The organism is Amycolatopsis sp. N2S4-7 (assembly GCF_058119595.1).
This window is the reverse complement of record NZ_CP172299.1, coordinates 721,947-747,343: the sequence shown is the minus strand read 5'-3', so window position 1 is coordinate 747,343 and position 25,397 is coordinate 721,947. Positions and strand designations below refer to the sequence as shown.

20 protein-coding genes and 2 pseudogenes are annotated in these 25,397 nt (G+C 75.4%); 11 read left to right on the top strand and 11 right to left on the bottom strand.

What is annotated here, in order from left to right:
• Positions 1-34 precede the first annotated feature (34 nt).
• From ACH54P_RS03490 to ACH54P_RS03475, 4 genes and pseudogenes are all read right to left on the bottom strand, one after another.
• A pseudogene (locus tag ACH54P_RS03490) lies at positions 35-694 on the bottom strand (AfsR/SARP family transcriptional regulator); the annotation flags it as partial.
• 162 nt (positions 695-856) lie between these two features.
• A pseudogene (locus ACH54P_RS03485) lies at positions 857-1,522 on the bottom strand (response regulator); the annotation flags it as partial.
• The gene (locus ACH54P_RS03480; RefSeq protein WP_489910863.1) at positions 1,519-2,676 is read right to left on the bottom strand and encodes a sensor histidine kinase; all 1,158 of its coding nucleotides are present in this window, start codon (positions 2,674-2,676) and stop codon (positions 1,519-1,521) included. The pseudogene ACH54P_RS03485 and the gene ACH54P_RS03480, both read right to left, overlap by 4 nt.
• Before the next feature lie 59 nt (positions 2,677-2,735).
• Positions 2,736-3,647 carry an alpha/beta fold hydrolase gene (locus ACH54P_RS03475; RefSeq protein WP_489910862.1) on the bottom strand — a complete coding sequence of 304 codons (912 nt, stop codon included), beginning with the start codon at positions 3,645-3,647 and terminating at the stop codon, positions 2,736-2,738.
• A 56-nt stretch (positions 3,648-3,703) separates the two neighbouring features.
• Between ACH54P_RS03475 and ACH54P_RS03470 the strand changes: the two genes are divergently transcribed.
• From ACH54P_RS03470 to glgC, 5 genes are all read left to right on the top strand, one after another.
• Complete coding sequence (locus tag ACH54P_RS03470; RefSeq protein WP_489910861.1) at positions 3,704-4,519, top strand: helix-turn-helix transcriptional regulator; 816 nt, start codon at positions 3,704-3,706, stop codon at positions 4,517-4,519.
• Positions 4,520-4,658: 139 nt separating this feature from the next.
• Positions 4,659-6,062, top strand: coding sequence for a hypothetical protein (locus ACH54P_RS03465; RefSeq protein ID WP_489910860.1), 1,404 nt, complete (start codon positions 4,659-4,661; stop codon positions 6,060-6,062).
• Positions 6,063-6,297: 235 nt separating this feature from the next.
• Positions 6,298-7,818: a hypothetical protein gene (locus ACH54P_RS03460; protein WP_489910859.1), complete on the top strand. Its 1,521-nt coding sequence runs from the start codon at positions 6,298-6,300 to the stop codon at positions 7,816-7,818.
• Between the two features lie 94 nt (positions 7,819-7,912).
• Positions 7,913-9,067 (top strand): glycogen synthase, encoded by a 1,155-nt coding sequence (gene glgA, locus ACH54P_RS03455; protein WP_489910858.1) that lies wholly within the window; start codon positions 7,913-7,915, stop codon positions 9,065-9,067.
• The gene (gene glgC / locus ACH54P_RS03450; RefSeq protein WP_489910857.1) at positions 9,049-10,281 is read left to right on the top strand and encodes a glucose-1-phosphate adenylyltransferase; all 1,233 of its coding nucleotides are present in this window, start codon (positions 9,049-9,051) and stop codon (positions 10,279-10,281) included. The genes glgA and glgC overlap by 19 nt, the downstream gene beginning before the upstream one ends.
• Positions 10,282-10,515: 234 nt before the next feature.
• On the opposite strand, the gene ACH54P_RS03445 is transcribed toward glgC, so the two are convergent.
• Entirely contained in the window at positions 10,516-10,647 is a 132-nt protein-coding gene (locus ACH54P_RS03445) for a hypothetical protein (protein ID WP_489910856.1), read from the bottom strand.
• 131 nt (positions 10,648-10,778) lie between these two features.
• Positions 10,779-10,928 (bottom strand): hypothetical protein, encoded by a 150-nt coding sequence (locus ACH54P_RS03440; protein ID WP_489910855.1) that lies wholly within the window; start codon positions 10,926-10,928, stop codon positions 10,779-10,781.
• Positions 10,929-11,099: 171 nt separating this feature from the next.
• On the opposite strand from ACH54P_RS03440, the gene ACH54P_RS03435 reads away from it, so the two are divergent.
• Entirely contained in the window at positions 11,100-12,137 is a 1,038-nt protein-coding gene (locus ACH54P_RS03435) for an NADPH:quinone reductase (RefSeq protein ID WP_489910854.1), read from the top strand.
• Here the strand turns inward: ACH54P_RS03435 and ACH54P_RS03430 are convergent.
• A complete protein-coding gene (locus ACH54P_RS03430) occupies positions 12,121-12,945 on the bottom strand; it encodes an NAD(P)-dependent oxidoreductase (RefSeq protein ID WP_489910853.1) in 825 nt (274 codons plus the stop codon). The two genes, ACH54P_RS03435 and ACH54P_RS03430, sit on opposite strands and share 17 nt — an antisense overlap.
• 105 nt (positions 12,946-13,050) lie before the next feature.
• Entirely contained in the window at positions 13,051-15,798 is a 2,748-nt protein-coding gene (locus ACH54P_RS03425; protein WP_489910852.1) for an AfsR/SARP family transcriptional regulator, read from the bottom strand.
• Between the two features lie 115 nt (positions 15,799-15,913).
• Here ACH54P_RS03425 and ACH54P_RS03420 point away from each other — a divergent pair, with 115 nt between their 5' ends.
• From ACH54P_RS03420 to ACH54P_RS03405, 4 genes are all read left to right on the top strand, one after another.
• Positions 15,914-16,396, top strand: a complete 483-nt coding sequence (locus ACH54P_RS03420; protein ID WP_489910851.1) for a hypothetical protein — start codon at positions 15,914-15,916, stop codon at positions 16,394-16,396.
• 33 nt (positions 16,397-16,429) lie between these two features.
• On the top strand, positions 16,430-17,386 hold the full coding sequence (locus ACH54P_RS03415) for a zinc-binding dehydrogenase (RefSeq protein ID WP_489910850.1): 957 nt from the start codon (positions 16,430-16,432) through the stop codon (positions 17,384-17,386).
• Between the two features lie 237 nt (positions 17,387-17,623).
• A complete protein-coding gene (locus ACH54P_RS03410) occupies positions 17,624-19,504 on the top strand; it encodes a serine/threonine-protein kinase (protein WP_489910849.1) in 1,881 nt (626 codons plus the stop codon).
• Complete coding sequence (locus ACH54P_RS03405) at positions 19,501-21,312, top strand: serine/threonine-protein kinase (protein ID WP_489910848.1); 1,812 nt, start codon at positions 19,501-19,503, stop codon at positions 21,310-21,312. Before ACH54P_RS03410 ends, ACH54P_RS03405 begins: the two co-directional genes overlap by 4 nt.
• A 1-nt stretch (position 21,313) precedes the next feature.
• On the opposite strand, the gene ACH54P_RS03400 is transcribed toward ACH54P_RS03405, so the two are convergent.
• A complete protein-coding gene (locus ACH54P_RS03400; RefSeq protein ID WP_489910847.1) occupies positions 21,314-22,273 on the bottom strand; it encodes an alpha/beta hydrolase in 960 nt (319 codons plus the stop codon).
• A 104-nt stretch (positions 22,274-22,377) separates the two neighbouring features.
• Between ACH54P_RS03400 and ACH54P_RS03395 the strand changes: the two genes are divergently transcribed.
• A complete protein-coding gene (locus tag ACH54P_RS03395) occupies positions 22,378-23,403 on the top strand; it encodes a helix-turn-helix domain-containing protein (protein WP_489910846.1) in 1,026 nt (341 codons plus the stop codon).
• Here ACH54P_RS03395 and ACH54P_RS03390 read toward each other — a convergent pair.
• Positions 23,396-24,364, bottom strand: coding sequence for a TIGR01777 family oxidoreductase (locus ACH54P_RS03390; protein WP_489910845.1), 969 nt, complete (start codon positions 24,362-24,364; stop codon positions 23,396-23,398). The genes ACH54P_RS03395 and ACH54P_RS03390 overlap by 8 nt on opposite strands.
• 55 nt (positions 24,365-24,419) lie before the next feature.
• A complete protein-coding gene (locus ACH54P_RS03385; protein WP_489910844.1) occupies positions 24,420-25,307 on the bottom strand; it encodes a LysR family transcriptional regulator in 888 nt (295 codons plus the stop codon).
• Positions 25,308-25,397: the final 90 nt, after the last annotated feature.

Genomic DNA, 25,397 nt, shown 5'->3' with positions numbered 1-25,397 from the left:
CCCGACAATCGCAGCAAGCCACCCGCAAGACCCGCTAATCCAGCAGCTCCCGGCGCACCCGCCGCAGCTCCTCACCCGGCTCCACGCCCAAATCCGCACCGAGCCGGTCCCGGATCCTGCTATACACCGCGATCGCCTCGGCTCGGCGGCCCGTCGCGTGCAGCGCTCGCATCAACAGCGCGGCCAGCGGTTCGCGAAGCGGCTCCAGAGCCAACACGGCGGCCAGCTCGTCGGCGGCTTCGGCGGCCCGGCCCAGCCGGAGCTGCAGCCGGGCCTTGCGGGTCCACAACATGCTCCGCCGCTCGGTCAGCCGCAGGCGCTGGCCCTCGGCGAACGGGCCCGGCAGGCCGGCCAGGGGCTCGCCGTGGAACAGGGCCAGTGCCGCCGAGCAGGACGCCACCGCGGCGGCCAGGTCGCCGCCCGCCTCGGCCGCGGCGGCGTCCGCGTCCAGCTCCGCCAGCCGGGCCACGTCGGTGCGGATGCCGTCGGCCGCGAAGCGGTAGCCGCCGCGGGTGCGGCCGATCACCGAATCCGGGGTCCGCTCGCCGGGCGCGCGCAGGCACTTGCGCAGCCGGTGGACGTACACCGGGACCACGCGGCCGCCGGTGCCCGGCGGCTCCAGCCCCCACACGCCGTCGAGCAGTTCGGACTGGCTGACCGTGACCCCCGGGCGGAGCACCAGCGCCGCCAGCAGCGCCTGCTGGCGCACCGGCCCGAGGTCCAGCGGGGTGCCGCCGCGCCACGCGCGCAGCGGGCCCAGCACCGAAAACCGCAGGCCGGGGACCGGCTCCGGCTCGGGGACCGGCCGGATCGGCGCATCGTCCACAACGGACTCGGCGCGCCCCTCCCCCGTCCGCGGGCTGACGATGCCGTGGTCGAACGCGTACACGACGGCCGCGGCGCGATCGCGCAGCCCGAGCTTGGTGAAGATCCGGCTCAGGTGGCTCTTCACCGTCAGTTCCGAGACGACCAGCGCCGCGGCGATCTCGGCGTTGGTCAGGCCGCGGCCGGCCGCGCGCAGCACGTCCAGCTCGCGCGGCGTCAGCATCCCCGGCGGCAGGCCGGCGGGCCCGTCGGCGGCCGCGCGCCGGTAGGTCGTGAGCACGCGCGCGGTCACCGCGGCGTCGAGCCAGGCGTCGCCCGCCGCCACCGCGCGCACCGCCCGGATGAGGTCCTCGGCGGGCGAGTCCTTGAGGATGTAGCCGACCGCGCCCGCGCGCAGGGCGCCGGCGAGCAGCTCGTCGTCGTCGAACGTGGTCAGCGCCAGCACCGGCGGGTGGCTGCCGGCGCGCCGCAGCCGCCGGGTGGCCTCGATCCCGTCGACGCGCTTCATCCGCAGGTCCATCACGACGACGTCCACCTCGGCGGCGGCCACGGCGGCGGGGACGTCTTCGCCGTCGCCGCACTCCCCCGCGATGACGAACCCGTCGCGGCGGCGCAGGATCCGCCGCAGGCCGGACCGGACCAGGTCCTGGTCGTCGACGAGCAGGACCCGCACGACCTCGCCGTCGGCGGCCGTCACGGCGCGACACCCGCGGGCACGCTGACCGCGACCACCCAGTCCGCCCCCACCGGTCCCGCGCTCAGCTCGGCGCCCAGCTGGCCCGCCCGCGCGGACATCCCGGTCAGGCCGGACCCGCCCGCGGCGGCCACCGCCCCGGCGGGGAGCCGGTTGCGGACGGTGAGCCGCGCCTCGGCGGGCCCGACGTCGAGCCGCATCCGCGCCGGGACCCCGCCGCCGTGCTTGGCGACGTTCGCCAGTGACTCCTGCGCGATCCGGTACAACCCGAGCCCGGCCAGGTCCGGCAGCCCGGCCAGGTCGCCGTGCTGTTCGTAGTGCACCTGGAGCCCGGCCGCGCGGGTGCGCTCGACCAGCGCCGCGATGTCGGCCGCGTCGGGCAGCGGGTGGGTGCCGGCGGGCGCCTCGGCGAGCAGCCCGACGGTCCGGCGGATGTCGGCCATCGCCGCCCGCCCGACGCGTTCGGCTTCCTCGAGCCCTTCGAGGGCCTCCTCGATGTCCCCGTCGTGGCGCAGGGCGTGCCGGGTGCCGGTCAGGTGCAGCAGCGTGATGCTCAGCGAGTGGGCGACGACGTCGTGCACCTCGCGGGCGATCCGCTGGCGCTCGGCGAGGACGGCCTGGTCGCGGACGGCGTCCCGCGCCGCGCGCTCGGCGTCCAGCGCCCGCCCGTACCAGCGGCCCATCAGCCCGCCCGTCAGGCCCAGCAGCACGGCGGCGACGTAGACGGGGAACCCGACCAGCCCGACCCACGCCGTCGCCACGCCGAGGGCCGCCACGCTCGCGGCGGTCACGGCGTAGGCGAAGGCCGGCCGGGTGATCAACGCCGCTTCGGCGGCCAGCACCACCAGCAGGACCGGGGCGAAGTCCGGGACGACCGGATCGGCGAGGAGGATCCCGACGGCCGCGAGCACGGTCACCGACTTCAGCCACGGCGGCGCGATCACACCGGTGACGGACCAGCCGAGCTGGGTCGCCACCGCCAGCACCCCGGCCGGCACCGACAGCACCGACGGGCCCCGCTGGGCCACCGCGACCACGGCGAGCACCGCGCCGACGGCCGTCGCCCCCACCGGAACCCACCACGGCAGGGCGATCCCGGCCCGGTCGAGGCTCGTCTCCAGGCGGCCCCGCAGCCCGCTCACCACCCTCGCCCGCACGGGATCAGCCTAGGAACTCGCCCGGACGGGCGCATCCCGCCCCGGGAGGACGCGGCGGTTCACCCGGATTTCATCGGCCCAGGTCCGTCCACTGTGGTCGCCCGCCGCCCGGTGAAGGCGAGCACCCGGGCGGTGAAGCGGGCCGACTCGGCCGCCGGGAGGGGGAACGCGTGGGACAGGCCCGGCCGCACTTCGACGTCGGCGTGCGGGACGAAGGTGCCCAGGCGGCGGGCGGCCCGCGCGGCGTCGTGCACTTCGCTGCGGCCGGCGAACACCGCGAGCACCGGCAGCCGCAGGGCCCGCAGCCGGTCTTCGGGCGGGCAGGCCGGGAACGGCACGCGCGGCCGGTACTCCCGCACCCCGGCGAGGACGAGCTCGACCTCGGGCCGGCCGAGCGAGTCCCGCCCGGCGGTCCGGGCGACGAGCCACCGCAGGGCCCGGTCGGTCCGGACCACCGCGCCCAGGAGGGCGAGGGCGATCACCGAGCGCCTGAACGGCACGGTGACGGTCGTCGGGTCCAGCAGGCTGATCGACGCGATCCGGTCCGGGGCGTGGATCGCCTGGTTGACGCAGTGCCAGCCGCCGGTGGACCCGCCGGCCAGGTGCACCTCGCCGAGGCCGAGCTCGCCGAGGACGTCGTCGAGGCAGCGGGCGCGCCCGGCGTGGCCGGTGATCGGCTTCCGCTGCACGCTGCGGCCCGGCTCGCCCAGGGTGTCGACGGTGTAGACCGGGCCCGTGGCGGCGAACGCGGGCAGCAGCTCGGCGTAGCACGCCGAAGTGGCCGCCAGCCCGGGGAGCAGCACCAGCGGCGGCGCGTCGCCCTCGCCGAACCGGTAGACGCGGGTCGTGCCGTGCGCGGTGCCGACGTCGAGCACTTCGTCCGGGACCGGGCAGCGGCTCATCGCGCGGTCGTAGGCGGCGAAGTAGCGGGCTTCGGCGGCGGGGTCGCGGAACGTTCCGATGTCCTTCATGGGGCGAAAGTACGGAAAGCCGCCCGGTGCGGTCTTGGACGAAAGTACGATGGGGCATGGCCGACTGGACGGTCGTGGTGCCGAGGCGCGACGCCGTCCGCGCACCCGCCGAACGCCGTACCGCCCTTCCGCACCCCCGGCTGGCCGGGCACGTGCTCGGGTACGTCTCCCACGACTTCCACCGCACGGACGCGCTGCCGTGGCGGTTCACGCCGCTCGGGGTGGTCACCGTGACGCTCGACTTCACGGCACCGGTCCGCCGCGTGGCCGGCGCGGCGCACGACCTGCCGGTATCGCCGGTGCTGGGCCTGCGGGACCGGCCCCTGGAAGTGGTCCAGTCCGGCCCCGCCCGCGGCCTCGCGATCGCCTTGACACCGCCCGGCGCGTACGCGCTGTTCGGCATGCCGTTGCGGGACCTGGCCAACGCCACCGCCGGCTTCGAGGAGCTGCTCGGCCGGGAGGCGGCGCTGCTCACCGAGCGGCTGAGCGAGGACCCGGGCACGGAGGTGCTCGACGGCTTCCTGGGCGCGCGCCTGCTCGACGCGCCGGCCCCGCCGCGGCCGGTGCTCGGCGCGTGGCACCGGCTCACGGCGACCCGCGGCCGGCTGCGGATCGGCGCCCTCGCCGACGAGGTCGGCTGGACGCGGCGGCACCTCGCCACCCGGTTCCGCGCGGCGTTCGGGCTCGGCCCGAAGACCGTCGCCCGCGTCGTCCGGCTCCAGCACGCGGCGTCCCTGGCCGGGCGGCTGCCCTGGCCGGAGATCGCCCACCGCTGCGGCTACGCCGACCAGGCCCACTTCAACCGCGATTTCCGCGCGCTCACCGGGTGCACACCGACGGACTTCGCCCCGGTGAGCGGCAAAACGCCGTGAACCGCCGGACGGCTCACCCCCTCGGCCGTCGCACACCGGCGCCACGGTTCGCTAGCTTGGCGGTGATCGCAGTTTTCTGCGCCACCGCCGGGCGGCACCGCGGGGAGTTCCGGGCCGGCCAGTTCCAGGGGGATCCACCGTGTCCAAGCCACCCCTGCGCGGGGTGAGACGGCTCTTCGCCGTGCTCGCCGCCGTGCTCGCCGCCGTGCTCACCGCCGGCGCGCTCGCCGTGCCCGCCGCCCACGCCGACGGCCCGCAGCTGATCATCACCGCGTCGGCCGGCGACGCGCCGCAGCTGCTCGCCAAGCCGTTCCCGATCACCTTGACCCTCACCAACACGACCGACCAGCCGTTGACGAAGGTCACCGTCTGGGACGAGCACATCTCGGGCTCGTACCTGTCGGTCCAGGACTGGGCCGGTCTCAGCGTCTTCGACCAGGGGGTGACCCTCGACCCGGGCGCCACCCGGACGTTCACCCTCACCGCGGCCGTCTGGACCTGGAACCAGGACGTGCCGCACGAGCGGTTCCGCGGCTCCTGGGACCGGCCCGGTGACCTGGTCGTCCCGATGATCGACCCGACGACGACCCAGGGCTCGGTCTCCGGCGTCGTCTACGGCGACCGGAACGGCAACCAGGCCTACGACACGGGCGAGGGTCTCGCCGGGGCCGTGGCCTACCTCTACGGCACGGCCTCGGGCGACCCGGTCGAGGCCACGACCGATGCCGACGGCCGGTTCGGCTTCACCGGCCTGCCCGCCCGGCGCTACGGGATCTCGCTGCGGAACCTGCCCGACGGCTGGGTGAACGGCACGGTCGCCGAGCAGCACGTGGACGTCGACGGGAGCGATCCCGGCCCCGAGCCGCGGCTGCTCGCGATCCGGCCGTTCTCGGAGCAGCTGCACGTGACCGGGGCGTTCGACCGCACGACCTACCAGCCGGGCGACACCGTCCAGGTCACCTTCACGCTGACCAACGTCACCGGCGCGGACCTGCGCGGGATCCGGGTGGGCTGCGACCGCGCCGGTTCGGACCGCCACCTCCTCGGCTGGGGCTCGTGGGCCGACCTCGCCTACCCGGCGACGGTGGACCTGGCGGCCGGCGAGACGCGGACGTTCACCGAGACCGGCACCGTTCCCCAGGCGGCCGTCAAGTACGGCGGGTTCGACGCGGCGTGCGACTTCGGGATCGACCCCGGTCCGCTGGACGGGCGGCCCGGCGTGTTCCTCGCCGCGCACGTGCCCGCGCCGCCCGGCACCACCGCCGGGGTCGTCTACCACGACGACAACGGCAACTACACCGTCGACGCGGGCGAGGCGATCACCGGCACCACGGTGACCCTGGTCGACCAGGTCGACGGCACCGAGACCGCGACGGGCCAGACCGACGACCGGGGCCACGTGGCGTTCGGCACCGTCCCGGCCGGTCCGTACACCGTGCGCGTCGACGGCGGCTGGCGCCCGGCCGAGGGCGACACCCCCAGCATCTCCGTCGGGACCTGCTGGTACTGCGGCGAGGAGTGGGCCCTGCGGTTCCGCCGCTGACCGGTCCCGTGGCCCGGCGAGCCCGCCGGGCCACGGGCCGCCGCCTTCGTCCACAAGGGAGCCCGGCCGCGCTGCGGACCTGCCCGGGCCATGCCACGATCGGGTGAGTCCCGCAGGACCGGCGGTCCTTACCGCGGTGTAGCACCGCGGTAATGCCCCGCCACTACGGTCCCCGGGCATGTCGGTCGGACAGAGGGCGGATCCGGCGCCGGTGGCGCTTCCGCGAGGTGGACAGGTGCTTGCGGAAACGAACGTGGAACGGACGAGCCCGCGCGGCCGGTGGCTGCCCGTCTTCGGGGCGGTGCTGGGCGCGGCGGTCTTCCTGGTGGTGCGCGGCAGTCTCACCGACGACAGCTACATCACCCTGGCCTACGCGAAGAACCTCGCCGTCCACGGCGAGTGGGGCATCATCCCCGGCTCGCCCGCGAACTCCGCGACGTCACCGCTGAACGTCCTGCTCCTCGGCGCGCTGACCCTGGTGACGCGGGTGGCGGGCGGCCCGCACCCGGTGGTCGCGCTCGGCGTCCTGACCGTCCTGTGCGGCGGCGCGCTCGGGTGGGCGTGGCAGCGGATCGGCCGCGTGCTCGCGCTGCCGCCCGCCGCCGGGGTGCTCGGCGTCGCCCTGGTGCTGCTCAACCCGTTCGTGCTGTCCGCGATCGGGCTGGAGGTGCTGCTGATCCCGGCCGTGCTGCTCGTGCTCACGGTCTTCGCGCTCGAGAACCGGCCGGCCTGGTTCGGCGTGGCCGGCGGGCTCGCGCTCCTCACCCGGCTCGACCTCGTCGTGTTCGTGCTGGTGATCGCCATCAGCACGCCCGCGATCCGGCGACGCCCGCTGCCCGCCGCCGGCGTCGCCGCGCTGGTGGCCGCGCCGTGGTTCCTGGTGAGCTGGCTCGCGTTCGGGTCGTTCGTGCCCGACACGCTGGCGATCAAGCAGGTCCAGGCGGGGGTGTTCGCCCCGTGGAGCTACGGCACCGGGCCGGTGATGTACTACCTCGGCTGGCCGGTCACCGTGCTGGTGTCGTTCCTCCCGGCCCTGCTCGGCGTGGTCGCCCTGGCCGCGTGGGCCGCGGCGCGGTTCGGCGTGCGGTGGCCGGAGTTCCCCGCCCTCGGCCCGGTCGCCGCGCTGGGCGGCGGCGGGATCCTCTACTACGTCGCGTATTCGTGCCTCGGCGTCGGCCCGTTCCACTGGTACTACGTGGCCCCGGTGACCACGGCGGGCGCGTTCGCCGTCGCCGCCTTCGGCACCTGGTACGCCCAGACCCGCGCGCGGCCGGCATTGCGGACCGGGGCGCCGGCGCTCGCGCTCGGGCTCGTCGGCGCGCTCGTGGCCGGCGGCGCGGCGGTCGACGCCGCGCAGGGCCTGCCGTGGAAGTCGCCGGTGGTGTTCGGGAACTGGGCGAGCGCGGCGGACTACGCGCGCGTCGGCACGGAGCTGCGCGGCCGGCTCGGCGGGGCGACCGTCGCCAGCCCCGGCGAGATCGGCACCCTCGCCTACTACTGCGAGTGCGCGATCCTCGACGAATTCTCCGACCGCGGCCGCGCGGTGGGACTCGTCGAAGAGCGGATCGCGACGGCGAACCCGCTGATGAGCCTGGCGCTGCGGGTGAACTACCACTGGCTGGACACCACCGCCGCGCCGCGCAAGGTCGACTACCGGCTGCAGTACGCGCCCGGCCCGGCGACCGGACCGGACAGCTGGCAGGTCCGGTCCGAGGCGAAGGGCGTCGGGCACTTCACCCTCACCCGGGAGCCGTGAAGATCGCGCTCATCTGAGCAGTGACCGAAAACTCGCGGATTTCCCCTGGGTGCCAGACTGCGCGCCTTGCCCTCCAGGCCATAGGGTTCCGGACATGAAGGTCGGCCTGCTCACCCGGGAGTACCCGCCGGAGGTCTACGGCGGCGCCGGGGTTCACGTGGAGTTCCTCGCCCGGGAGTTGCGGCCGCTGGTCGATCTCGACGTGCACTGCTGGGGCGCGGACCGCCCGGACGCCACCGGGCACACCGATCCGCACGGCTACCGCCAGCCCGCGTTCACGACCATGGACATCGCCGTGTCCATGGCGAACGCCCTCGAAGGCCACGACCTCGCGCACAGCCACACCTGGTACGCGAACCTGGCCGGGCACCTGGCGAAGATGACCCACGGCATCCCCCACGTCGTCACCGCGCACTCGCTGGAGCCCCTGCGGCCGTGGAAGGCCGAGCAGCTCGGCGGCGGCTACCGCGTCTCGTCGTGGATCGAGCGGGAGGCCTACGAGGCCGCGGACGCGATCGTCGCGGTCAGCGGCGGCATGCGCCGGGACGTCCTGGCCGCCTACCCGGCGGTGCCGCCCGAGCGCGTGCACGTGATCCACAACGGCATCGACACGACGCTCTACCGCCCCGACCCGGGCACCGGCGCGCTGGCGAAGCACGGCGTCGACCCGGACCGGCCGTACGTGCTGTTCGTCGGCCGGATCACCCGGCAGAAGGGCGTCCCGCACCTGGTGCGGGCGGCCGCGGGGCTCGACCCGGGCACCCAGCTGGTGCTGTGCGCGGGCGGCGCGGACACCCCCGAGCTCGACGCGGAGTTCCGCGGCCTGGTCGCCGATCTCGAGAAGACCCGCACCGGGGTGCGCTGGATCCCGGAGATGCTGCCGCGCGACGAGGTCGTGCAGCTGCTGACGCACGCCGCGGTGTTCGCCTGCCCGTCGGTCTACGAACCGCTCGGCATCGTGAACCTCGAGGCGATGGCGTGCGGGACACCGGTGGTGGCCAGCGACGTCGGCGGGATCCCGGAGGTCGTCGACGACGGCCGGACCGGGCTGCTCGTGCACTACGACGAAAGTGACGCGCACGGGTTCGAGGCGGGCCTGGCCGCCGCGCTGAACGAAGTGGTCGGCTCCCCGGACCGGGCCGCCGCGATGGGCACCGCCGGCCGCGAGCGCGCGGTCGGCGAGTTCGGCTGGAAGGCGATCGCCGAGCGGACGGTCGCCCTCTACGAGGCGTGCGGGAGGTCGTCGTGAACGGCGAATGCCATGTCCTGGGGATCGTGCTCGCGGGCGGGGAGGGCAAGCGGCTGATGCCGCTGACGGCGGACCGGGCGAAGCCGGCCGTCCCGTTCGGCGGCACGCACCGGCTGATCGACTTCGTCCTCTCGAACCTGGTGCACGGCGGGATCCGGCGGCTGTGCGTGCTGACGCAGTACAAGTCGCACTCGCTCGACCGGCACATCAGCACCACGTGGCGGCTGTCGGCGCTGACCGGCGAGTACGTCACGCCGGTGCCGGCGCAGCAGCGGCTGGGCCCGCGCTGGTACCAGGGCAGCGCGGACGCCATCCACCAGAGCCTCAACCTCGTCCACGACGAGAACCCCGAGTACATCGCGGTGTTCGGCGCGGACAACATCTACCGGATGGACCCCCGGCAGATGCTGGACGCCCACATCTCGTCGGGTGCGGGGGTGACCGTCGCCGGCATCCGCGTCCCGCGTGAGGAGGCGAGCTCGTTCGGGGTCATCCGGACCACCGACGGGCTGATGATCGACGCGTTCATGGAGAAGCCCGAAGACCCGCCGGGCCTGCCGGACTCCCCCGACGAGGCGTACGTGTCGATGGGGAACTACATCTTCACCACCAAGGTGATGCTGGAGGCGCTGTACGCCGACGCCGAGAACGCGGCGTCGCACCACGACATGGGCCGCGACATCATCCCGGCGCTGGTGAAGTCCGGCGAGGCCGCGGTCTACGACTTCAACACCAACGTCGTGCCCGGCGAGACCGAACGCGACCACGGCTACTGGCGCGACGTCGGGACGATCGACAGCTACTACGACGCGCACACCGACCTGATCTCGACGCACCCGATCTTCAACCTCTACAACCGCAAGTGGCCGATCCTCGCCCACCCGGGCCAGCGAGCGGCGGCGAAGTTCGTCGAGGGCGGCTCGGCGAACCAGTCGATCGTCAGCAACGGCTGCATCATCTCGGGCGCCCAGGTGGTCGACTCGGTGCTGTCCCCGGACGTAATCGTCGAGCAGGGCGCGGTGGTCCAGGGATCGGTCCTGCTGGACGGGGCCCGCGTGGGCCGCGGAGCGGTGGTGCGGCGGGCGATCCTGGACAAGAACGTCGTGGTCCCGCCGGGCGCGCACATCGGGGTGGACCTGGCCCGGGATCGCGGGCACTACCACGTGAGCGAAGGCGGCATCGTGGTGCTGGGCAAGGGAGAACGCGCGATCTGACCGGGCGGCGGGCGTGGGGGCGCGGCCGGGTGGCGATCCCGCGCACGGCTGCGGTTCCGCCGGGAGCGGGAACCCGCGGCCGGGGCCCCCGGGCCCCGCGCGCTTCCCGCTCGAGGGAGGGCGGTTAGTGGTGCCGAGCACCGGGCACGCGATCTGACCGGGCGGTGGGAGGCGCGGCCCGCCGGCGATCCCGCTCGGGCGCGCATCCGCGATCCGCCGGGCCGCGGCCCGGTGTCAGGAGTGGGAGGCCGCCGAGATGCGCTCCACGACCTGGCGCGGGTCGATGCCCCAGCGCTCGGCCAGTTCGGAGATCGATGCTCCCGCCGCGTACTCGGCCGCGATCATGCTGTTCACGACGCTCGCCACGCTTCACTCCTCAACCGCAGATGCACGTGCACCCGGGATGCTACATGTTCGCTGCGGACGTCGAACAAAGTGCCGCAGGTCAGCCGCCGGGTGCCACGCCCCCGGCTCCTCCCGAAACCGGACGGCTCCGCTCACTGTCCCGTTTTGTCCGGCTCCACCGGCGGATTTCCGGTATTCGCGCCCGCGACCGTCGCGCTGAACACGGCGTCGAAGATCGGCGTCGGCTCACCGTCGTCGCCGTTCGGCCGGTCGTCCCCCGGGGTGCGCTTTTCCTCTCCCACGCGCCCAGTTTCTGGGACGACGGCCGATTTCGCTCGGGCAACACCGAAAATCGCCCGGGCGGGGGATCACCCGCCCGACGTCTTCTTTTCCGCGGAAAAGATACGATTTGCCCGCCCGCCATTTCCGCCGGCGCCGGGAATACCCGCGGGTCACCGGGGATTGCACCCGGTATGAAAGCAGTGAGCTACCGCCGCCACGGCGGCCCCGAGGTGCTGTCGGTGTCGGAGCGGGCCGCCGCGGAGCCGGGGCCGGGTGAGGTCCGCGTCCGGATCGTGGTGTCCGCCGTCAACCCCACCGACTGGAAGGCGCGGCGCGGCCGCGGCGCCGAAGCCGGGACCGAGGTGCCCGAAACCGTCCCCAACCAGGACGGCGCCGGTGTCGTCGACGCCGTCGGCCCGGACGTCGCGGACTTCGCGCCGGGCGATCGCGTGTGGCTGATCATCGCGGGCGCCCACTCGCCGGCGTCCGGCACCGCGCAGGAGTACACCGTGCTCCCCACCGCCAAGCTCGTCCGCCTGCCGGACACCGTCGGCTTCGACGAAGGCGCCGGGTTCGGCATCCCGGCGCTGACCGCGCACCGGGCGCTCACCGTCGCCGAAGACGGGCCCGCCCGGCTCGGCCCCGGCGCGCTCGACGGCCGGACCGTGCTGGTCAGCGGGGGTGCGGGCGCCGTCGGCAACGCCGCCATCCAGCTCGGCCGCTGGGCCGGGGCGACGGTGATCGCCACGGTCAGCAGCGACGAAAAGGCCGCGCTCGCCCGCGCGGCCGGCGCCCAGCACGTGCTGCGCTACCCCGACCCGGACCTCGCCACCCGCGTCCGCGAGGTCGCACCCGACGGCGTCGACCTGGTCGTCGAGGTCGCGGCCGGTGTCAACGCGGGGCTGCACACCGAGGTGCTGCGCCCCCGCGGCACCGTCGCGGTCTACGGCGACGACCGCGGCACCGGCACCCTCAGCCTCGACTTCGGCGCGAACCTGTGGCTGAACGCGCGCTACCAGTTCCTGGTGCTCTACACGGTCGGAGCGGACAAACTGCGCGCCGGTGCCGAAGACGTCACCGCGGCACTGGCCGACGGCGCGCTGCGGCTCGGCGAGGACCGCGGGGTGCCCGTCCACCGCTTCGCCCTGGAGGACACCGCGAAGGCCCACCTCGCGTCGGAGGAGGGCGTCACCGGGAAGGTGCTGATCGACGTCACCCCGGCGGGGTGACCAGCGCCTGAAGGAGGTCGGCGACCGCCACGCCGTCGTCGCGGTGGTCCCGCCAGCGCCCGAACAGCTCCTGCGCGGCGGCGAGCAGGGCGGGTGACAGCCCGGAATCGGCGCAGGCGGCGGCGATCTCGGCCATTTCGCCTTCCCACCGCCAGGCCTTCCGCCCGGCGGAGGCGAGGCCTTCGGGCGCGCCCAGCGGGGTCTCGGGCAGGACGTCGGCGGCGAGTTCACGCAGCTCGCCGCCGACGCCGTGGCGCTCCGCCAGGGCGTGGGCCTGCGCGGCGAGCGCGTAGGTGAGCTTGTTGTACGACGCGAAGGCGAGCTTGAGCGCCGACGCCCGGCCGACCGGCCCGTCCAGCACGACGGGCCGCAGGTGGCTGCCGGCGAACAGGCCTTCCAGCCGCGTGACGGCGGCCGCGGGCCCGGACAGGTAGAGCCGGGTGGTCCCGGCCGCCCGCGGTGGCGGCCCGACGATCCCGCCGTCGACGACGGTCGCCCGGTCCCCCAGGAGTGCCTCGATCTCCTGGGCGTGCCGGGGGCTGATGGCGTTCGCGTCGAGGTAGACGCCGGCGAACCCGGCGACGCTCCGCGCGACATCGAGCGCGGCGGCGGGAGGGCAGACGCTGAGGATGACGTCACAGCCGGCCAGCGAGGCGACTTCGGTGAGCCCGGCTGCTTCGGCACGGCGTCGCGTCGCGGGCCCGCGACCGGCGGAGACCCAGGAGACGCGGGTCCCGCGGGCGGTGAGCACCGCCCCGACGGCCGCGCCCATCGCCCCGGGGTGCAGCAGCCCGACAGACTGGTCCAAGGTGCACGCTCCTTTCGCGGACCCATGATCGCGCACGCGCCGGTCAAGGCGTGCGGACCCGCGCCCAAGGTGCACGCGGCTTCCGCGGAAGCAGCACGCTCCCGGTCAGGGCGTGCGGACCCGCTTCCCCGGCAGGCCGATCTCCTCCCGCAGCTCCCGCCCCCGGCGCAGGTGCCGTTCCGCGTCGGCCGGGTGCCCCTGCGCGGCGTGGGCCGACGCGAGGCCGAGCAGGGCGCGGGCCTCCTGGGCGCGGTAGCCGATGCGGCGCGCCGTCGTCAGCGCCACGCCGTGCGCCGCCGTCGCCGCCGCCGGGTTGCCGAGGGCCAGGCAGGCCGCGCCGAGGCTGTTGGCCGCCATCGTCAGCAGCAGCGGGTGGTTGAGCCGCGCGAGGATCGCGCACGCGCGCTCGGCGTGGCCGTGCGCGTCCGCCGGGCGGCCGGCCGCCAGCAGCACTTCGGCGGCGTCGATGCGGCTCCACGCCTCGCCGAACGCGTACTCTCGCCCGACTGCCGCGGCCACCGCCTTCTCCGCCACGGCCAGGGCCTCGGGCACCCGGCCGAGCCGGGCCAGCACCAGCCCGAGCTGCGCCGACGCCAGGATCGCGCCGTCGCCGTCACCGAGTTCCTCGCGGATCGCGCGGGCGCGCGCCGCCGACGTCAGGGCGTCTTCGAGCTGCCCGAGCACCTCCTGGGCGTTGCTGAGGTTGCCCCAGGCCAGGCAGGCGACGGCGTGGCTGCCCGTCTCGCCGGCCAGCACCAGCGCCCGCCGGTAGAGCCGGACCGCTTCGGGGTAGCGGCCGAGCATGCCGTGCAGCGCGCCCATCCGCGCTACGGCCGCCGCTTCGGCCGCGCGGTCGCCGGACGCGCGGACCAGGCGCAGCCGTTCCGCCGTGGCTTCGACGGCGTCGGCGAGCCGCCCGGTCTCCCAGTGCGCCGTCGTCAGGTTCGCCAGGCTCACCTGCCGGGCGTGCGGATCGCCCAGCCGGTCCGCGGCGCGGACGCCCGCCCGGGCCAGCGCCGTCAGCTCGTCGCGGTGCCCCTGTTCGCGCAGCGCGGCCACCGCGCGGTCGGCGATGCGCCAGACGTGCTCGTCGTGGTCACCGGCCCGCGCGGTGACGGCGACGAGGTTGGCGCGCTCGGCGGCGAACGAGTAGTCGGCGTCGCGGTAGTGGTCCAGCAGCCGGTCCAGCGCCGCCGCGGCCTCGTCCGGTTCCGCCACCTCCCGCGCGTGTTCGGCGATCAGGTCGTGGAAGGCGTAGCGGCCGGGGGCGGGCTGCCGGAGCAGGTGCGCGTCGAGCAGGTCCTCCAGCAGCCGCTCGGCCTCCGTGACGCCCGTGCCGTGGAGAGCCGCCGCCGCGGGCGCCCCGAAGTCACCGCCCGGATGGCACCCGAGGACGCGGAACATCCGCCGCTGCGCGGCCGTGAGATCCCGGTAGGACAACGCGAACGCCGCGCCGACGTCCCGGCCGCCCGCGCGCAGCTCCCCCAGCCGGCGGTGTTCGGACCCGAGCCGGGCGACGAGGTCATCGGCAGTCCACAGTGGACGTGCCTGGAGCCGGGCGGCGGCGATCCGCAGCGCCAGCGGCAGGTACCCGCACAACCGCGCGACCCCCGCGCCGGACCGGCCCCCGGCCGCGGCGGTGAACAGCGCCTCGGCCTCGGGCGGCGGCAGCACGTCCAGGCCGAGCCCGAGCGCGCCGTCCACCGCGGCGAGCCGGCGGCGGCCGGTGACCAGCACCCCGGCGTCCCGGTCGCCGGGCAGCAGCGGCACCACCTGGTCCGGCGAGCACGCGTTGTCCAGCACGACGAGCACGCGGCGCCCGGCGACCCGCGACCGCCACAGGGCGGCCCGCTCGTCGAGCCCGTCCGGGTGACGGCTCGCCGGCACGCCGGTCTGCAGCAGCAAGGCCGCCAGCGCGGCTTCGGCCGCCAGCGGCCCGCGGCCCGGGGTGTGGCCGTGCAGGTCCACGAACAGCTGCCCGTCCGGGAAACCGGCGGCGGCCCGGTGGGCGACGCGGACCGCGAACGCCGTCTTCCCGACGCCGGCCATCCCGTCGACCACCACCGGCCGCCCGGCGCGCAACGCCGCGAGCGCGTCGGCGACCTCGGCGGCGCGTCCGGTGAAGTCCGGGACGTCGTAGGGCAGGAAACACCGGCCCGGCGCGGGCTCTTCGCGCAGGAGCCGGTCGTGGAGCTCGCGCAGCGCTACGCCCGGGGTGATCCCGAGTTCCTCGGCCAGCCTCCGCCGCGCGCACTGGTAGGCGGTGAGCGCGTCGGCCTGCCGCCCCGCCCGGTGCAGCGCCCGCATCAGCAGCCCGACCAGGCCTTCGCGCAGCGGGTGCTGGGCGACCAGCGCGGTCAGCTCCGCGACGGCGTCGCCGGATCCGCTCTCGACGTCGGCAGCCAGGCTCCGCTCCAGCACAGCCAGCCGCCGCTCCTCGAGGCGCTCGGCGTCCGGGCGCAGGGCGGCGCTGTCCACCCCGGCGAGCGCGGGCCCGCGCCAGCAGGCCAGGGCCTGCCGGTACTCGCCGCGGGCGGCGTGCTCCTCGAAGGCGTCGACGTCGAAGGTGCCCGGCCGCAGCACGAACCCGGGTCCTTCGGCGGTGAGGACGTCTTCGCCGGCTCCGGCCGCGACGAGCGCGCGCCGCAGGGCGGTGGTGAGGTTGCGGACCTGCCGCACGGCCGTCGCCGGGGGTTCGCCGTCCCAGACGACGTCGACCAGGCGGGACACCGGCACCACCCGGCCGGCGTCGAGCAGCAGCGCCGCCAGGATGCGTTCCTGCCGGGGCCCGGACGGCCCGATCGGCCGCCCGCCGCCGAGCACTCGCACCGGACCCAGGACGCGGAACTCCATGACTCACCCCGCGGGCGAGGTTAACCGGCCGCCGCGGGGCGCCGGTGCGGAAGTGATGCAGCTGTGATGCGCCGCCCCGGCAGGCTCCGGCCGGTCCACGAAGAAGGGAAGCCAGATGCGCAAGTGGGGTTACGCGGCCTTGGGCGCCGCGCTGGCGGCGGCGGTGCTCGGCACGCCGGTCGCCGCGGCGGCCGGCGAGACCGGCGACGGCGGGCAGCAGGAGTGCCGGCGGGCGTTCGACCACGCCGTGTGGGAGGACATGGACAGCTACAACAAGCGCGACGCCGCCCGCTACCGCGCGATCATCCACCGCGACATGGTCACGGTGGGCCGGCGGGGCAACCTCATCATCGGCTACGACGCGAACGTGATCCCGGTGGTGGAGCAGCAGTTCAAGGTGCCGTACGAGTACGCGATGCCGTGGACGGTGACGCACACCGTCGTCGAGGGCTGCCACATGGGCTTCGCGATCCTCGACGCGCACTACCTCGAGCCGTCGCACGGCATCGACCGCCACTACACGATCAGCCTGACCCTGGTGCGCGACCACGGCCGGTGGCAGGTGGTCAAGGACACGGTCACCGACGTCGTGCCTTGACCTCAAGGGTTCTTGAAGTTCGAGACTGGGGGCATGGACGCGATCACGGTCACCCGCTTCGGCGGTCCCGAGGTACTGGAACCGGTCACCCTGCCCACGCCCGAGCCGGCGGAAGGGCAGCTGCGGGTCGCCGTCGAGTACGCCGGCGTGGGCTGGCTGGACACGCTGCTGCGGCGCGGTGACGGCCCGGCGGAGTTCCCGGTGCGGCCGCCGTACGTGCCGGGCGGGGCGGTGGCGGGCACGGTGACCGCGACCGGCCCGGGGGTGGCCGGGGACTGGCCGGGCGCGCGGGTCGTCACCCGCGCGCCCGGCGGCGGCTACGCGGAGGCGGTGCTCGCCGACGCCGGGTTCGCCTTCCGCGTGCCGGCCGGGCTGGGGCTGCCCGAGGCCCTCGCCGTCGTCGACGACGGCAGCACCGCGGTGGCGCTGCTCGAGAAGACGCCCGTCTCCGCCGGGGACGTCGTGCTGGTCGTGCCGGGGGTCGGCGGACTCGGCAGCCTGCTGGTGCAGCTGGCCCGCGACGCCGGGGCGGCGGTGATCGCCGCGGTCCGCGGGCCGGAGAAGCTCGCGCTCGCGCGGGACCTGGGGGTGCGGGCCGCCGACTACGCGGACCCGGACTGGGCCGGGCGGCTGCCCGGGCTGGACGTGGTGTTCGACGGGGTCGGCGGCCCGCTCGGCTCGGCCGCCCTGGCCCGCCTGCGCGACGGCGGCCGGTTCTCCGGCTACGGCATGAGCAGCGGCGCACCGACGGCCCTCACCGACGCGGACCGCCACCGGGTCACGGTGGCCGACATGTCCCAGCTGCCGGAGTTCTGGCCGGACACCCCGCGCCGCATCCGCCACGTGCTGGCGGAGACCGCCGCGGGCCGGTTGCGGCCGATGGTCACCCGGATCTACCCGCTGCGGGACGCGGCCAGGGCGCACGAAGACATCGAACGGCGCCGGGTGACCGGCAAGATCCTGCTCCGGCCGGAGGCCGAAGGCAGGTAGGAAAACGCCAGGCGAACCGGCTCCCCGGAGCCGCGCGGGCCCACCCACCCGGCAGCGGATCCCGCATCGCCACCTACCAACGCCGGGCGCCCGGCTCCCCCGAAGCCGCACGGCCCCTCACCCACCCGGCGAAACCGGGCACCGACCCCGGTACCAGATCACCTCACCGGCGCGGATCAGGACATTCCCGGCCGGTCGCGGGGGGCCACGCTCTACGATCGCCCGCGGAGGTGGGGCGTGGAGCCGTTGGGTCCGGGTGAGCCGGCGCAGGTGGGGCGGTACCGGCTGCTCGCCGCGGTCGGCGAGGGCGGGATGGGGCGCGTGCTGCTCGGGGTCGCCCCCGACGGCAGGCTGGCCGCCGTCAAGCAGGTGCACCGCGGCTTCGCGCACGATCCCGGGTTCCGCGAACGGTTCCGCCGCGAGGTCGAGGTCTCCCGGCTCGTCTCGGGCGCCTACACCGCGGCCGTGATGGACGCCGACCCGCACGCTCCGACGCCGTGGCTCGCCTCGGTCTTCGTCGCGGGTCCTTCGCTGCAGGAAGCCGTCGACGCGACCGGGCCGCTGCCGCCCGCCGCGGTGCGGCACCTGGCCGCCGGGCTGGCGTCCGCGCTGACGGGCATCCACCGGGCCGGGCTGGTGCACCGGGACCTCAAGCCGGGCAACGTCCTGCTCGCCGACGACGGCCCCCGCGTCATCGACTTCGGCATCGCCCGCGCCGCCGAGGGCAGCGTCGACCTGACCCACACCGGGGTCATCCTCGGCTCGCCGGCGTTCATGTCGCCCGAGCAGGCGGACGGACGGCCGCTGACCCCGGCGAGCGACGTCTTCTCCCTCGGCGCGCTCCTCGTCCTCGCGGCCACCGGACGCAGTCCCTTCGCCGGGGCGTCGGCCCCGCAGTCGCTCTACAACGTCGTCCACACGCACCCGGACCTGCGGATCCTCCCGCCCGAGGTCCGCGCCATCGCCGAACCGTGCCTCGCCAAGGACCCCGCCCGGCGGCCGACGCCGGCGCAGCTGCTCGAGCTCCTCGGGCCGCTGCCGCCGGTCCAGCGGCCGTGGCCGCCCGGGGTGCACGCGCTGGTCGCGCGCCACCGGGCCGAGGTCGCGGCCGTCGTGGCCAAGCCGCCGAAGCCGCGGCGGCGCGGCCTGCGCGTCGCGCTCGCCGCCGCGGCGGCCGTGGTCGTCGTGGCCGGCACGATCACCGCGGTCACGCTGCTGAACGACGACGGCGGCGCGACCGCCGCCCCGGCGAGCAGCCCGGCCCCGCCCCCGGTGACGACGACGTCCGCGCCGAACCCGGATCCGCTGGGCCCGGACAAGCTGCGCGCCGCCGACCCGTGCCGGGTGCTGCCGTCGGTGCCCGGGATCGGGCAGCTCACGCCGAAGGGCGAAGCCGACTTCGTTTCCTGCACCTTCCAGACCACGCAGCGCCAGTGGATGCAGCTGACGATCGGGGGCCCGTCGGCCGCCGGCGGCACGCCCGCCGGGGAGCTCGGCGGCCTGCCGCTGAGCCTCGACGTCAAGAGCAGCGGCTGCACGGCTTCGGTGCCGGTCGTCGACCGCCCGGCCGCCACCATCGGGGTCGAAGCCGGCGACCTCGGGGTCGGGAAGTTCGCCCAACCGTGCGACGCGGCGAAGTCCGCGCTCACCGAAACCCTGAACCGCCTCCGCGCCGGGAGCGTTTCCGCCGCGCCACCGGGAAGTCTCGCGCCGGTCGACCCCTGCGGCCTGGTCGACACCGCGACCGCGCAGCGGATCGCCGGGCCGATCACCAAGGTCGAACCCCGCGGGCTGCACGAATGCCGCTGGGCGGCGGGCGGCGACCTTTCCGTCGCGCTCGAACGCGGACGCCCGCCCGTCCCGGCGAAGGACAACTCCTACGACGCGGCCGGCGCGGTCGACCTCGGCGGCGTCACCGCGTACTTCACCGCGGACCAGATCAACCCCGCGAAGGTCGACTGCACCCTGACCTGGTCGCACCGGCCGGTCGGCGAAGAAACCTCGGAGAACGTCATCGTCCGGTACACGACTTCCGCCAGCACGCTCACCATCGAGCAGACCTGCCGCCAGGTCCAGGACTTCGCCAAGGCGGCCCGGCCCGGGCTGCCGAAGCCGTGAAGCCGCTGCAGCCGGGCGAGGCCCGGCACGCCGGCCGGTACCGCCTGGTCGCCGAACTCGGCGAGGGCGGCATGGGCCGCGTCCTGCTCGGCGTCGCCCCGGACGGCCGCCTGGTCGCCCTGAAGCAGGTGCACGCGGAGTTCGCGCGCGACCCCCGCTTCCGCGGCCGGTTCCGGCAGGAAGTGCAGGCGTCGCAACGGGTTTCGGGCGCGTTCACCGCGGCGGTCATGGACGCCGATCCGGACGCCGAAACCCCGTGGCTCGCTTCGGTGTTCGTCACGGGACCGTCGCTGAAGGAAGCCGTCGAGGCGACCGGGCCGCTGCCGGTCGAGGCCGTGCGCCGGCTCGCCGTCGGGCTGGCGACCGCGCTGATCGAGATCCACCGGGTCGGCCTGATCCACCGCGACCTCAAGCCCGGCAACGTGCTGCTGACCGGGGACGGGCCGCGGGTGATCGACTTCGGCATCGCCCGCGCCACCGAGGGCGGCGCCGACCTCACCCACACCGGCGGCATCGTCGGCTCCCCCGCGTTCATGTCGCCCGAGCAGGCCGAGAGCCGCCCGCTGACCCCGGCGAGCGACGTGTTCTCCCTCGGCGGCCTGCTGGTCATGGCGGCGACCGGCCGCGGCCCGTTCACCGGCACGACGACGGCGCAGCTGCTCTACAACGTCGTGCACGCCGTCCCCGACCTGACCGGGGTGCCGCCCGAGATCCGGGCCCTCGTCGAGCCGTGCCTGGCCAAGGACCCGGCCCGGCGGCCCGCACCCCAGCGGATCCTGGACTTCCTCGGCCCGGTCGCCCCGGGGACCCGGCCGTGGCCGGACGCGGTGCACCGGCTGATCGACGCGCAGGACACCGCGGTCCGCACCGCCCTGTCCTGGCCGGCGCCCGCGCCGGTGCCGGTCCCGGCGCCGCCCCGCCGTCGCCGCTGGTTCCCGGTCGTGACCGCGCTGGCCGCGGTCGCCGCACTCGGCGTGGGCAGCCTGGTGGCGGTGCTGGGGACGGCCGCGAACGCGGATCCGCCGACCGCGGGCGCGAACCTGGACCCGACGAGCCTGGACACGCTGCGGCGCACCGATCCGTGCAAGGTGCTCGACCAGGTCACCGTCCCGGACGCGGGCAAGCTGAGCACCGCCCCGGACACGGGCTACTTCGACCGCTGCGACTACCGGACCAAGTCCGGGGAGAAGATCTCGATCAAGCTCGGCGACGAGATCTACGTCGAGGGCGGCCGGCCGGCCGAGGACCTCGACGGCCGGCCGGTGCTGTTCACCGAGATCAGCGGCAGCACGTGCGACGCCAGCGTCCAGGTCCCCGCGCAGCCGGAACTGGGCGTGACGGCACTGGCCGAGACGTGCGGCCTGGCGAAGACGACGCTCGCCAAGGTGCTGGAACGCGTCCGCGGCGGCACCGGGTACGACCTGCCGCCCGGCACGCTGCTCGCGGCGGACCCGTGCACGCTGCTCGACAAGACCGCGGTGACCCCGGCGCTCGGCCCCGTCCGCGAGGTCAAGCTCACCCGGCTGCGCGAGTGCGAGTGGACGGCAGCGCCGTCGTCGTCGCTGCGGCTGACGTTCGACAAGGGGTACTCCACCGTGCCGGACGACGGGAGCCCGGTCGACCTCGGCGGCGTCACCGGCACGCGCCACCCGACCGGCGACAGCTGCGCGGTGTCGTGGAACCACCGCCAGTTCGACGCGAAGCGCACGGAACACGTCCGGATCTTCGCCTCGAAAACCGGCGGTGGTGCCTGCGACGCGGCGGTGGCGTTCGGCAAGGCGCTGGCGGGGAAGCTGCCGAAACCCTGACTCAGCCGCCGGTCACCCGCAGCCCGCGGCGCAGCGCCTCGACCTCGTCGGCGAACATCCGGCGCGAGATCTCCGCCGTCTCCACCATCCCCGAACCGTGGAACGTGCCCGGGTAGTGGCGCAGCTCGGTCTGCACCCCCGCGTGCGCGAGCCGTTGCGCGTACTGGATCCCCTCGTCGCGCAGCGGGTCGAACTGGCAGGTCGTCACGAACGCCGGGGGCAGCCCGGCGAGGTCGGCCGCGCGGGCCGGGGCCGCGTACGGCGAGACGTCGTCGCCGCCCGGTTCCGCACCCAGGTAGCTCGTCCAGCTGAAGACCGCGTTCGGCTGGTTCCACAGCGGGGTGTCGGTGTAGGCGCGCATCGAGAGGGTGTCCAGGCGGTCGTCCAGCTCGGGGATGCCGAGGTACTGGAAGCTGAGCGCCGGGCCGCCGCGGTCGCGGGCCAGCAACGCCACCGCCGCCGACAGGCCGCCTCCCGCGCTTTCGCCGCCGACGGCGAGGCGGGCCGGGTCGATGCCCAGCTCCGCGGCCTTGGCCCCGACCCACTGCAGGGCCGCGTAGCAGTCCTCGACCGGCGCCGGGAAGGGGTGCTCGGGCGCCAGCCGGTAGTCCACCGAGACGATCACGATCCCCAGCTCGTCGACCAGGCGGAGCAGGTGCGCGTGGAACATGTCGAGGTCGCCGAGGACGAACCCGCCGCCGTGGATGTAGAGCAGGCCGGGCACCGCGCCGGTGCGGCCGGCCGGCGAGTAGACGCGGACCGGCACGTCCGGGGCGTCGGACGGGCCGGGCACGGCCGTGTCCCGGACGTCGACGGGGTGCACCGGCTCGTAGGCCGGCAGGACGTTCCCCAGCTCCGCCATCGAAGAACGCGCGGCCAGCAGGGATTCGTGGTCGGTCAGGGCCACCGCCGGGAGCATGTCCAGCCAGGGCACCAGCTCGGGATCGATCGCGTAGGTCATGGACCGATCATCGGCCGCCGGAGGTGACCCCGGCCACCGCCATGCGGCGGGCGTTGCCGGGCCGGTCCTCGCCATCCGGCGGCGGGCGCGCCTATCGTGGCGGCATGAAAGGCCTGCTGCTGAGGCTGTCCGGGCTCGACGCCGACGCCGAGAACGCCGTGCGGGTGATCGGGTTCTTCGACCGCCTGATCACCGGCCGCGCCGGCTTGGACGCCCTCGTGCGCAGCACGGCCGGGCTCGCCGGCTGCCCGGTCGGCGTGCACGCCCCCGGCCAGGGGCTGTCCCTGCGCTCCGACCCCGGCGCAGACGTCACCACGCCCGGCCCGGCACCCACCGGGGCGGCCACCCGCGTGCTCGAGGGCGGGGTGGTCGTGTGGGTGGCCCGCGAGGGCGCGCCGATCCCGCTCGACGACATGCTGCTCGAACGGTTCGCGATCGCCGCCGCGATCCTGCTGGAGCACTCCGGCGTGCCGCGCCCGGAGCTCGGGGACCCCGCCCTCGTCGAGCTGGTGCTGTCCCCGGAACCCGGGACGGCGGAGCGGTCGCGGGCCCTGCACCTGCTGGGCATCGACCCCGCGACCCGGTTGCGCGTGCTCGCGGGCACCGGCGTCGACGCGCTCGCGGGACGGTCGGCCCAGCTGGGCAGCGTGCGGGCGGTGCTGCTCACCGGCGCGGTGCCCGGCCCGCTCCCGGCGGGCGGCCGGGCCGGCGTCGGCCCGGAGCTGCCGGCCATCGACGTGGCCCGGTCGTGGGAGGCCGCCCGGACCGCGCTGCGGTTCACCGCGGCCACCGAGCCGGTGGTGTGGTGGGAGCGGCTCGGCGGTCTCACCGCGATCGCCGGCCGGCTCGGCCCCGAGGACCTCGCCGAGCCGTCCGACGTCCGCGCGCTCGACCGGCTGGCCGGAGAACCCCACGGCGAGGACACCCTGGCGGCGCTCGACGCGCTGTGCGCGACGGGTTCGGCGCGCAAGGCCGCGGCGGTGCTGCACCGCCACCACAGCACCATGCCGGCCCGGCTCGCCCGCGCCGAAGCCGTGCTCGGCTTCGACGTCGACTCCCCCGCCGGCCGGTTCCGGCTGCACCTCGCTCTCATGCTGCGGCGGCTGCGGGACAACGCCGGCCTCAGCTGACCGTCCTCATCGGACTGCGCAGCCGCCGTACGAGGTCGTCCGCCGCCGCGGGCCACGCCGGGTGGTCGAACGCGAAACCCGCCTCCAGCAACCGTCCCGGCACCACGCGGCGGCTCTTGAGCAGCAGCTCGGTGTCGCTGCGCAGCACGAACGCGCCGAGCTCCGCCATCCACTTCGTCGCCGGCAGGCCGAACGGAACACCGGCGGCGGCACGCAGCGCCCGCAGGAAGTCGCGGTACGGCAACGGTTCCGGGGCCGCGAGGTTCACCGGCCCGGCGAGGTCGTCCCGCTCGACGAGGAAGCCGATCGCCCGGACGAGGTCGTCCTCGTGGATCCAGGACATGAACTGGGCACCACCCGCGACCGGGCCGCCCAGCCCCAGCCTCGCCAGGCGCAGCAGCATCGCGAACGCGCCGCCGGGCTCCGGGCTCATCACCATCGCCGTCCGGAGCGCGACCTTGCGGGTGTGCGGGGTGTCGGCCAGCCGCTGCTCGCGCTCCCACGCGCGGGCGATGTCGACGCTGTAGGCCCAGTAGTCCGGCACGCCCGGCTCGTGGCCGCCGAGGACGCCGGTGGTTTCGTCGTTCGGGGCGTCGAAGCGGTGCGCGTAGATCGTCGCCGTGCTCATCTGCAGCCAGACCCGCGGCGGCCGCGCGGCCCGCTCGATCGCGCCGCCGACGACCCGCGCCGAGTCGACGCGCGAGTTCCACATCTCGCGCAGGTTCGCCCGGGTGTACCGGCAGTTCACCGACCGGCCCGCCAGGTTGAGCACGACGTCGCTGTCGTCGATCTCGTGCGTCCACGCGCCGGCGCTGCGCCCGTCCCAGCGGACGTGGCGCACGCCCGGTTCGGCCCCGGCCTCCCGCCGGGTCAGCACGACGACCTCGTGCCCGCGTCCGGCCAGCGCGCGGCTCAGCACGCGGCCCAGGTGCCCGGTGCCCCCGGGTAGCACGACCTTCATCGAATCCCCCTTCGTTCCGCCCCGCAGCCCACGGTACCGAAAGAGTTGAACGTGTTCAAATACCGGGTGGGCCGCCGATGAGGTCGAGCAGCGTCCGCAGCGCTCGGCTCGGCGGCTTCGAGCCGGCGGTGATGAGGTTGAGCGGCCAGTCCAGGCCGGCGCCCGCGAGGGGCAGCGTGACGACGTCCGGTTCGTCCGGCGCGGGGGTGTCCGGGACGACCGCGATCCCGAGGCCGGCGCGGACGTAGCCCGGCACCGTGCGCAGGTCGGCGACCTCGACGGTGACCCGCCGCGGCGCGCCGAGGGCGTCGAAGGCCCGGTCCAGCGCGACGCGGTTGCCGAATCCCCGCGGCGTGTCGATGAAGGCTTCGCCACCGAGGTCGGCCAGGCGCACCGCGCGCCGCGCCGCCAGCCGGTGACCGGCCGGCAGCAGGGCGACGAACGGCAGCGTGTCGACCCGCAGCACGTCCAGCCCGGCGAGGTCGGCCTCGGGCAGGCCCACCAGGGCGGCGTCGAGCCGGCCCTGGCGGACCTCCTCGGCCAGCCCGGTCGAGCCGGTGATCGACACCGTGACGTGGATGTCCACCCGGGGGTAACGCCGGTGGAACGCCCCGAGCAGCGCGGGCAGGTCCACGCCGCCGATCGACGTCAGGGTGCCGATGCGGAGGCTGCCGCGCAGGCCTTCCGACGCCTCCTGGACGGTCGCGCGCGCCCGCTCGAGGGCCTCGATCGCGGCTTTCGCCTCGGGCAGGAACGCCGCCCCGGCCGCCGATAGCGCCACCCGGCGGGTGGACCGGTCGAACAGCCGCGTGCCGAGTTCGGTCTCCAGGGACCGGACGGCGGCGGACACGGTGGACTGCACGGCGAACAGCCGCTGGGCGGCCCGGGTGAAGCTGAGCTCCTCGGCCACGGCGACGAAGTACTCGAGCTGACGCGTCTCCATGCCGTCATTTTATCGCCTCAAACGATAACTGGGACCAGGACTTTTCGTTGGACTTGGTGAGTCGGCGAGGCGATGGTGGACGTCGGAAGA

Coding starts and splice junctions, on each gene's coding strand:
- ACH54P_RS03475 (WP_489910862.1), bottom strand. CDS start 3,647: ATGAAGGACATCGGAACGTTCCGCGACCCCGCCGCCGAAGCCCGCTAC.
- ACH54P_RS03470 (WP_489910861.1), top strand. CDS start 3,704: ATGGCCGACTGGACGGTCGTGGTGCCGAGGCGCGACGCCGTCCGCGCA.
- glgA (WP_489910858.1), top strand. CDS start 7,913: ATGAAGGTCGGCCTGCTCACCCGGGAGTACCCGCCGGAGGTCTACGGC.
- ACH54P_RS03435 (WP_489910854.1), top strand. CDS start 11,100: ATGAAAGCAGTGAGCTACCGCCGCCACGGCGGCCCCGAGGTGCTGTCG.
- ACH54P_RS03425 (WP_489910852.1), bottom strand. CDS start 15,798: ATGGAGTTCCGCGTCCTGGGTCCGGTGCGAGTGCTCGGCGGCGGGCGG.
- ACH54P_RS03420 (WP_489910851.1), top strand. CDS start 15,914: ATGCGCAAGTGGGGTTACGCGGCCTTGGGCGCCGCGCTGGCGGCGGCG.
- ACH54P_RS03415 (WP_489910850.1), top strand. CDS start 16,430: ATGGACGCGATCACGGTCACCCGCTTCGGCGGTCCCGAGGTACTGGAA.
- ACH54P_RS03400 (WP_489910847.1), bottom strand. CDS start 22,273: ATGACCTACGCGATCGATCCCGAGCTGGTGCCCTGGCTGGACATGCTC.
- ACH54P_RS03395 (WP_489910846.1), top strand. CDS start 22,378: ATGAAAGGCCTGCTGCTGAGGCTGTCCGGGCTCGACGCCGACGCCGAG.
- ACH54P_RS03390 (WP_489910845.1), bottom strand. CDS start 24,364: ATGAAGGTCGTGCTACCCGGGGGCACCGGGCACCTGGGCCGCGTGCTG.
- ACH54P_RS03385 (WP_489910844.1), bottom strand. CDS start 25,307: ATGGAGACGCGTCAGCTCGAGTACTTCGTCGCCGTGGCCGAGGAGCTC.